Source organism: Pleionea sediminis (genome assembly GCF_007570825.1).
Taxonomy (GTDB): Bacteria; Pseudomonadota; Gammaproteobacteria; order Enterobacterales; family Kangiellaceae; genus Pleionea; species Pleionea sediminis.
Genome location: NZ_SUNB01000004.1, coordinates 147,619 through 156,636, shown reverse-complemented (window position 1 = coordinate 156,636; position 9,018 = coordinate 147,619). Strand labels below are relative to the sequence as shown.

General features: G+C 39.1%; 7 protein-coding genes. 6 read left to right on the top strand and 1 reads right to left on the bottom strand.

Annotated elements, in window-relative coordinates:
• Nucleotides 1–32: 32 nt before the first annotated feature.
• Nucleotides 33–2,699, bottom strand: coding sequence for a cation-translocating P-type ATPase (locus FAX86_RS16170; RefSeq protein WP_144394604.1), 2,667 nt, complete (start codon nt 2,697–2,699; stop codon nt 33–35).
• A 302-nt stretch (nt 2,700–3,001) separates the two neighbouring features.
• Between FAX86_RS16170 and FAX86_RS16165 the strand changes: the two genes are divergently transcribed.
• The 6 genes from FAX86_RS16165 (at nt 3,002) to FAX86_RS16140 (ending at nt 8,982) form a co-directional block, all read left to right on the top strand.
• On the top strand, nt 3,002–4,420 hold the full coding sequence (locus FAX86_RS16165; protein WP_144394507.1) for an MBL fold metallo-hydrolase RNA specificity domain-containing protein: 1,419 nt from the start codon (nt 3,002–3,004) through the stop codon (nt 4,418–4,420).
• Nucleotides 4,421–4,749: 329 nt separating this feature from the next.
• Nucleotides 4,750–5,787, top strand: a complete 1,038-nt coding sequence (hppD, locus tag FAX86_RS16160) for a 4-hydroxyphenylpyruvate dioxygenase (protein ID WP_144394506.1) — start codon at nt 4,750–4,752, stop codon at nt 5,785–5,787.
• 2 nt (nt 5,788–5,789) lie between these two features.
• The gene (locus tag FAX86_RS16155) at nt 5,790–6,335 is read left to right on the top strand and encodes a VOC family protein (RefSeq protein ID WP_205859230.1); all 546 of its coding nucleotides are present in this window, start codon (nt 5,790–5,792) and stop codon (nt 6,333–6,335) included.
• A 3-nt stretch (nt 6,336–6,338) separates the two neighbouring features.
• Nucleotides 6,339–7,157, top strand: a complete 819-nt coding sequence (gene phhA, locus FAX86_RS16150) for a phenylalanine 4-monooxygenase (protein WP_144394505.1) — start codon at nt 6,339–6,341, stop codon at nt 7,155–7,157.
• Nucleotides 7,158–7,471: 314 nt separating this feature from the next.
• Nucleotides 7,472–7,960 (top strand): hypothetical protein, encoded by a 489-nt coding sequence (locus tag FAX86_RS16145; RefSeq protein WP_144394504.1) that lies wholly within the window; start codon nt 7,472–7,474, stop codon nt 7,958–7,960.
• Nucleotides 7,961–7,974: 14 nt separating this feature from the next.
• Nucleotides 7,975–8,982 (top strand): TauD/TfdA family dioxygenase, encoded by a 1,008-nt coding sequence (locus FAX86_RS16140; RefSeq protein ID WP_144394503.1) that lies wholly within the window; start codon nt 7,975–7,977, stop codon nt 8,980–8,982.
• Nucleotides 8,983–9,018: the final 36 nt, after the last annotated feature.

Here is a 9,018-nt window from a genome sequence, read left to right as displayed (position 1 = left end):
AACAATGTCGAAATTCTTTTAAATTGGCTCTCTTAAAGAATCGATGTTTTACGTCTGTGAAACCACTTGTGTAATTCGTCAACGGCAAACAACACTAAGGCAATGGACGCCAAAGTCATCCACTCATTTAAAGTAACGGGCATAACGCCCAGTAATTTTTGCATTGTTTCTGAGTAAAGTGACAGTATATGAATACTTTGAGAAATTAGAATTCCGGCAATGAGTAACGGGTTACTAAAAAAAGGCATCCGGAATAAAGATTGAGTCTCAGAGCGGCTATTCAATGCGTGTATGTTTTCGAATAACACCATAAGCAATAACGTTAAATTTCGAGCTTCATTTTCAGACAAACCATAAGATAAGCTTAATGAAAACAGCAGGAAGGCTATTGATCCCATAAATAGAGCATTAACAACGACTCGTTCAATCATTATTCGATTAAATATCGATTCTTTAGGATCTCTTGGTTTTCGCTTGAGTTCATCACCTTCAGCAGGTTCAAAAGCAAGTGCAACATCTTGTACACCGTTCGTAACTAAGTTAAGCCAAAGTAACTGAATTGGAAACAGAGGAAGCGGTAAGCCGGCCAGCAAACTCAAAATAAAAAGTAAAATTTCTGCCGCTCCGGTTGATATTAAAAGGAACACGACTTTTCGAATATTGGCGTAAACAATGCGTCCCTGGATGATTCCCTTAACGATGGAAGAAAAATTGTCGTCCGTTAAGATCAGATCAGAACTTTCTCGAGCAACATCAGTTCCGCGTTTGCCCATGGCAATGCCAACATGTGCAGTTTTCAAAGCTGGAGCATCATTAACACCATCGCCGGTTACAGCGACAAAGTGACCTTGCTTTTGCAATTCTTCAACGATGATTTGTTTCTCAAGCGGTTTAACACGTGCAAATGTATGCGTTGTTCTAATCGCTTTGGCTAGAGCTTCTGGGTCAGAAAGTTTTAGATTTTGTATCTGATCACCAGTGACAACCTTCTCATCGTGACTTTGAATGTGCAATTTTTTAGCAATTGCCTGAGCAGTAACAGGATGGTCGCCTGTTACCATTGCAACTTGAATGCCGGCTTCGTGACAGGCTTCTACAGCGGCTAAAGCTTCTTTCCTTTCTGGATCAATAATTCCGACAATACCTAAGAAGTTTAACTGATCGAGTTCTTGATCTATCTCATCCGGACGCTTCGATAGCTGTTTTGTTGCTAACGCCAAAACTCGATAACCTTGCTCTGCCAAGTCATGAACTTGTTGTTTTATTTCTTCATCTTCTGTGTCAGATAATTTAGACATTGAAAGAACTTTTTCTGCACTCCCCTTTACTGACAAACAATATCCATCACTTAATTGATGAAGCGCGGCACTATAAGCTTTGGCTGACTCATAAGGAATTCGGGATATTAGCTTTGAACTTTGCTCAAATTCGATATGTGATTGACCGAGTTTGTTATAAAGGATTAAGAAAGCAATATCGACTTGATCGCCTTCCGCATGCCACTCATTGTCTTTTAAGTAAAGCTCAGCTTCATTACTCAATACACCAACTTGGCATAAAAGATTAATGGTTTTCCAGTCAGCATCAGAAGACGATTGTTTGCTACTTTCTGAATCTATCGAACCATCTAAATCAAAGCCCTCGCCAGTTACTGAAAACTTATTACCGCCAGGCAATACAATCGATTGAATCGTCATATCATTAACTGTCAATGTACCTGTTTTATCGGATGCTATGTAGGTACAAGAGCCAAGGCTTTCCACAGCGAGTAAAGAGCGCACAATGACATTTTGTCTTGCCATACGTCGCATGCCAATAGCTAATGCCACGGTAATCGCAGCCGGTAAACCTTCTGGGATCGCCGAAACCGCTAAGGCGACGCCTAAGAAAAAAACCTGAGATAATGCTTCGCCACGACTCAACGTAATAATAAAAATGAGTGCAATTACGGCTAAAGTAAAAAAAGTAACGCGCAATGTAAAACGTTCGATCCGTTGAAGTAGTGGCGGCTTTGCCATACCAGAACTTGTAACTGCAGTAGCAATTTTACCGATTTCAGTATGTTGGCCGGTATGGGTTATTTCAAGCAGCCCACGACCACGAACGACCGACGTCGCGGCATAGCATCGATTGGTAGTTGTTTGTTTTGAGTTATCATTCTTTGTGACTTGCTGCCTATCTGAGTTAGACAAAGCTCTCTCAGATCCCTTCGGTTCTGTATTTTTTTCAACCTCAATGGACTCTCCGGTCAACAATGATTCATTAACGGACAAATTGTCACTTGTCTGCAATTGACCATCTGCAGGAATAGCATCGCCAGAGGCAAGAGAAACAATATCACCCACCACGATGTCGCTAGAGTTTAGTTTTAATACGTGACCATCGCGAATGACATTCGATTGTTGAGGGACTAAGGCATTGAGTGCTTGTGCTGCCTTTTCTGCGGAGAACTCCTGAACACAACCTATCGACGCATTTAACAACAATACCGCAAGAATAAAAATTCCATTGAGTGTTTGAGCTAGCGCAAAGGACACTATCGCAGCGATTAACAAGACATAAATAAAAGGACTTTTAAACTGCTTTAAGAATAAAAAAATTAGTCCAGGAGGCGACGGCTTTGGTAGCTCATTAGGTCCGTATTTGGCTAATCGCTTTTCTGCTTCTGCTGTAGTTAAGCCAAGCGTTTGATGATGCATCTCATTCAAAATGAATTGCCCTAAAAAGTTACCATTAATTAAGAGATTATTTAAAGCACTAATGGAATAAGATAATGTAATATAAGGGATAATAACAGACTTAATTTTAAGTCTTATGACTCTTTGGATATTTGCTATTATTAAGTCGAATCATATTTCAATATGCGAAGTCGTGTTTGATATTAAATAAAGCTTATATTTATTGAACGATTAATTAACAAAAGATGTTTTAGCAGGTTTGGTGTCTGTTTTCGCTAATACCACAACCCTCGATACCAAAGATCTGTATTTGGAGCTTACTGATGGTCTACTCAATTCCTACTACGCATTTAACGCTTTTTGGTGCAGCGAAAGAAGTTACCGGATCTTGCCACCGCGTCGCGCACAAAGGTAAGAACATTTTACTTGACTGTGGGATGAAACAAGATCGGAGAGATAATGATTATGACCCCAGTGAACCTTTCCCATTTGAACCAAGCGAGATTGATGCAGTCATTTTGTCTCACGCGCATTTGGATCACTCAGGCCAATTACCGCGTTTAGTTGCTGCAGGATTTAAGGGTCCAATTTATTGTACGGCAGGGACTCTCGGCTTATTGAGAATTTTATTGGAAGATTCTTGCAAGTTATATTTGAGAGATATCGAGAACGAAAACAAGCGAAGAATAAGAGCTGGTGAGACATTGCTGACACCAGAATATGATATGGATGATGTTCACAAGACATTGTCTTTATGTGATGCGATACCCTACTATCAAACTCACCCCATTAATTCAGCGTTTACGTTTCGTTTTGATAATGCCGGGCATATTCTAGGCTCAGCGATTGTTTCATTGATATTACACGACGATGATGGCGATCGCACTTTAGTTTTTTCTGGCGACCTGGGTAATGACGATACCGTGTTAATGCGTGATCCGGATGTTATTCATAATGCCGATTGGGTACTGATGGAAGGCACCTACGGCGATCGCGATCATAAGGACAGCGATCAAACGTTGCAGGAGTTGCGAGACATTATTAAGCAAGCTGAACGTCAAGGGGGCAATATTCTGGTGCCTGCATTTGCTGTTGGTCGCACTCAAGAATTGATATTTAAATTGGGACAACTTCATGCTGAAGGATTGCTCAAACACTGGAAAGTTTATTTAGATAGCCCAATGGCAAAGTCGGTCACTGAATTTTATGCGCAAAATCAGTCTCAGTTTGATCCTTTAGACGTTGCCTGTATGAAGGAAATGCAGAACAGCAACTTAATTAATTTTTTACCGAATTTAAATATTATTAGTAACGTTGAAGATTCAATTGCAATCAATGAAGAGAAACACTTGTGCTTAATTATCGCCGGTAGCGGAATGTGTACAGGTGGTCGAATTCGTCACCATTTGAAACATCGTTTATGGGACTCCAGCAATCACCTGGTGTTTGTCGGTTATCAGGCGCATGGCACTTTGGGACGCATACTGGTTAATGGCGTCGACCGTATTAAACTTTTTGGACAAATGATTGCCGTGAAAGCCCAAATCCATACGCTCGGTGGATTTTCTGCTCATGCCGGCCAAACCCAACTCGTTAAATGGGCCAGTCATTTTCAAAATAAGCCACCGATATTTCTAGTGCATGGTGAGAGTAATGCTCTCCAAGTCTTACAATCCAAATTAAAGCAAACATTAAACTTGAACGTCGAGGTTCCTGCTAAAGGTTCTACGGTTTACCTATAAAGGTTTTATTTGGCGCGTTGTCTAACCATTGAAGACAGAGGGTAGAATTCTCGGTTAGACGCGTCAGCAAACACAAAAATTGGCTAATCACGTCAATGAACTTACCACTCTCGGCGGAGAGCTTTTGAGTAGAAAACAGATGATAATACCTTTGTATCTCACTGATTTAACGAATATTCGGTCCAAAACATGGTGAAATTCTGGTGAGAGAGACTGGTCTGTGCTCTTTCACAACACTTGGTTGATCCAAATCAATATAAAGCATCCCTGTAACCGATACCTTTCTTGTTAAAGATAACATAACGATATTCTGCAAAAGGTAGAAGGCTATGACTACGGAAAATTATTTAGGGCTAAGAGGCATTGAATTTACTGAATTTGCCAGTCCCGACTCAGACTTTATGCACAATGTATTTACCGCTTTTGGCTTTTCCAAATTAAAAAAGCACAAAACCAAAGATATCTATTACTACAATCAACATGACATTCACTTTTTACTCAACGAAGAAAAGCAGGGCTTCTCTGCGGCCTTCGCAAAATCTCACGGTCCTGCCATTTGTTCAATGGGCTGGCGAGTTGACGATGCAACTAACGCATTGAATATTGCCGTCGAACGTGGCGCTAAATCGGTAAGCGATAGTGACAAAGATCTCCCATATCCTGCCATTTACGGCATTGGTGATTCGATAATCTACTTCATTGATAAGTTTGGTGCCAAGGGTTCCATCTATTCCGACGATTTTGAAACACTGGATGAAGCTGTTGTTGTCGAAGATAAAGGCTTTAAACGAATCGATCATCTAACCAACAACGTATACAAAGGAACCATGGAACAATGGTCAGAGTTTTATAAAAAGGTCTTTGGTTTTACCGAAGTGCGTTATTTTGATATTAAAGGCAAAGAAACCGCCCTATTATCTTATGCTCTACGTTCTCCTGATGGCAGTTTTTGCATTCCTATTAATGAAGGTAAAGGAGACGATCGCAATCAAATTGATGAGTATCTTCGCGAATATAATGGGCCGGGCGTACAGCATATTGCTTTTGAAACCGATGATATTCTCGACTCTCTCGATAAAATTGATCACTCAGTCATCGATACGCTAGATATACACGATGATTATTATGAAACCATTTTTGACCGTGTTCCCAATGTGACCGAAGATCACCAACGAATTCAAGATCATCAAGTATTAGTCGATGGTGATGAAAACTCTTACCTACTTCAAATATTTACGAAAAATCTTTTCGGTCCCATTTTTATTGAAATAATTCAGCGCCAAAACAATCAAGGCTTTGGTGAGGGAAATTTTCAGGCACTGTTCGAGTCAATTGAACGCGATCAGCAAAAACGTGGTGTCTTGTAATTATGACTATATCCATAGAAAAAATTCATCATGTTGCCTATCGCTGTAAAGACGCCAAAGAAACCGTGGAGTTCTACAACAAAGTCCTCAACATGGACTTTATTTTGGCAATTGCTGAAGATCGCGTGCCGTCAACTAAAGAACCGGACCCTTATATGCATGTCTTTCTTGATGCCGGACAAGGTAATATCTTAGCTTTCTTTGAATTGCCCAACTCACCCGAAATGGGACGCGACGAAAACACACCTGAATGGGTTCAACATATCGCCCTTCAGGTATCCGATAGAGAAGCTCTTTTCAATGCCAAACGCGCTCTTGAAACACAAGGTATTGAAGTTGTCGGGCCAACCAACCACGAAATTATTCAATCGATTTACTTTTTTGACCCTAATGGTCATCGTCTTGAGTTAACAACGGTAACTGCCAGTGACGAAATGATGGCAAAACTCGATGCAGTAAAATGGGAAATGTTAGAAGATTGGTCTAAAACAAAACGCGCACCCAAGCAGGCAGAATGGTTGCACCAACAAGAGTTTGCGGAGGTTTAATCAATGAGTACAGCATACGTTGCAAAAACACCGAATGATTCAGGTTTTATTGATTACACACCAATCGAAGATCAAACCTGGAAGACACTATACGACCGACAAATGGAGGTTATCAAAAATAGAGCTTGCGATGAATATATGCAAGGTCTGGATATTCTCGGTTTAAGTCGCGATTCAATTCCGCAATTACCTGACGTGAATCGCGCGCTTAAAAAAGCAACCGGTTGGGAAGTTGCTGCAGTACCTGCACTCATTCCGTTTGATGAATTTTTCGAGTTATTAGCTTCGAAACGATTTCCTGCAGCGACCTTTATTCGTACACCAGAAGAATTGGATTACTTACAAGAGCCGGATATTTTTCATGAAATTTTTGGTCATTGTCCACTTCTGACCGATCCTGTGTTTGCAAAGTTTGTTGAGAACTATGGAAAACTGGGCTTACATGCGTCTAAAAAAGAACGTGTATACCTCGCTCGATTGTTTTGGTTTACGGTAGAGTTTGGTTTAATTCAAAAAACTGAAGGATTACGTATTTATGGAGCCGGTATCTTATCATCTATCGGGGAAACGCCCTATAGCCTGGAAAACGCAAAACCAGAAAGAAAACCATTTGACTTAATGACCGCATTAAGAACGCCCTATCGGATTGATATTTACCAAAGCGTTTATTTTGTGATCAATAGCTTCCATGAGATCTATGGTGTGATGGATGTCGACTTATTAAATAAGATTAATGAGGCAATTGAGCTGGGTGACTTTGAACCCACCTTCCCACCTAAAAAAAGTAATGTTGTCAAAATAAAAGAAACTCACGACTGTTAACTCAGACAACTTTAAATAATTAATACATTAAATGAAGCTACTAATTAATTGTAATTAGTAGCTTCTGCTTCTTTTTAATTGATGTTTTTACATTGTCGCTTCTACTAACTTAAGTATTAAGCATACGCTTAATACTTTGCTGGATGTTCTATTTCTACAATTTTCAATATCTCATTTAAATCATAGAGTAGAACTCTTTATTGACAGAACAACAATAAACTGGAAAACTGGTTGGTCCAGACTTTTGCTTAATATCATTTTAAAAAATTTGATGATATTGCGCTGTAAATAATAATAATAAAACAGGTCATATCATGTTAGACACAACTGCTAAGTTGCTTGACGAGCAGCTATCTTGTCCGTCACTTGAAATAATTCCAGAAAACCGATTTTCAAAGCTAACTTCTTCTTATTTGACCGATGGTTTTCGCCAAGATTTTTTTAAATTAAATTCAGTCAAACACAAATCTGGCTTTATTGAAATTGACTTTCGTGTAACAGACTATTACCCAAGTACCGACAATAGCTTTCACCTATCTGCTGTTGCCGCACAAATACTCTTTCAACAATCTGCAATTATATTAATTCATCTTGACTATAACCTAGAAGAAAAAACGAAAGAGATCTATATCACTCAAAACATGATGCATTATCGTAAAATGATTTCATCAAGAGATATCAAGTTCACTCTTGAACTAACGTCAAAAAAAATCAAAAAAGGTAATTTGTTTTTTTCTGGTGATTTTATGTTTAATGATGGTGCATTCTATGGTGATGCAACTGGAATTTTCCCCATTAACTAAGACTAGGAAAAATCATGAACAAATCCTGGCAAGCACGTAAATTCAACAAAAATGATATTTACGCTGAATTACCTCATCGATTTTACGATCAGCTTTTGGAGATTGGTAGTTTTAATTTAGAAAATAAAATGCCTTCTTTGGACTCGGAGTTACAGTTAAAAGTAGATGCCATTACAAATAAAATAGAAAATGGTTGCGGCGTCGTGATACTAAAAAACTTTCCGATAATGAAAGATATCGATAAGACAGAAGCTACTTACTTGAATTTCTTAACCTATTTTGGTCATATACTTTACCAAAACAATATTGGTGATTTTATCTCTCATGTTAAAGATGTTAATGTCACGATCGATGACGTCATTAACAAAGGTATTAAAGATAATCAAACTCAGAAGCAAACCAATAATCGACCTTACCAAACGAATGCTCATCTTGAATTTCATACTGATCTAAGTGATATGGCAGGGCTTTTGTGTTTACACAATGCTAAACAAGGTGGTGATAGTCGAGTGGTCAGTTCAATAGCTATTTTCGAAGCAATGCAGAAAGACTTTCCTGAGGAGTTAGCGGCGCTAAAGCAATGCTTTAAGATAAATCATCAAACACCATTAAAGCCTGACGGAATGAATCACCTTATTGATATCCCTGTTTTTACCCAAGAGTCAGGATATTTCTCGAGCTTTTTACTGGGCAGTTATATTAAGGCGACCTACGATGCGATTGGAAAAACTCTTGAACCTAAAGCTATCGACGGCATCGACCGTATTCAAAAATTAGCATCTCAAGAGGATTTTCATATTAAGTTCCGTCTTGAGCCCGGTGATTTAATGATGGTCAACAATCATGTTATTTATCATTCGAGAGATAGTTACGTTGATCAAGAAGGCGATGAAAAGCGCCATTTATTACGAGCATGGGTGTCTACTTACAATAATCGTCCTTTACACGAGAGTTTTAAGCAACTCTATGGAGAGCGTTTGGCCGCGGGTAGTAAACGAGGCGGATTCGAAAAAGTACAGTAATTATTTTTCTATTGGATTATCAACTTAGATGGCTGG

Bases quoted from the DNA above. Each gene is read 5' to 3' on its own strand.
- FAX86_RS16170 (WP_144394604.1), bottom strand. From the start codon at position 2,699: ATGCATCATCAAACGCTTGGCTTAACTACAGCAGAAGCAGAAAAGCGA.
- FAX86_RS16165 (WP_144394507.1), top strand. From the start codon at position 3,002: ATGGTCTACTCAATTCCTACTACGCATTTAACGCTTTTTGGTGCAGCG.
- hppD (WP_144394506.1), top strand. From the start codon at position 4,750: ATGACTACGGAAAATTATTTAGGGCTAAGAGGCATTGAATTTACTGAA.
- FAX86_RS16155 (WP_205859230.1), top strand. From the start codon at position 5,790: ATGACTATATCCATAGAAAAAATTCATCATGTTGCCTATCGCTGTAAA.
- phhA (WP_144394505.1), top strand. From the start codon at position 6,339: ATGAGTACAGCATACGTTGCAAAAACACCGAATGATTCAGGTTTTATT.
- FAX86_RS16145 (WP_144394504.1), top strand. From the start codon at position 7,472: ATGTTAGACACAACTGCTAAGTTGCTTGACGAGCAGCTATCTTGTCCG.
- FAX86_RS16140 (WP_144394503.1), top strand. From the start codon at position 7,975: ATGAACAAATCCTGGCAAGCACGTAAATTCAACAAAAATGATATTTAC.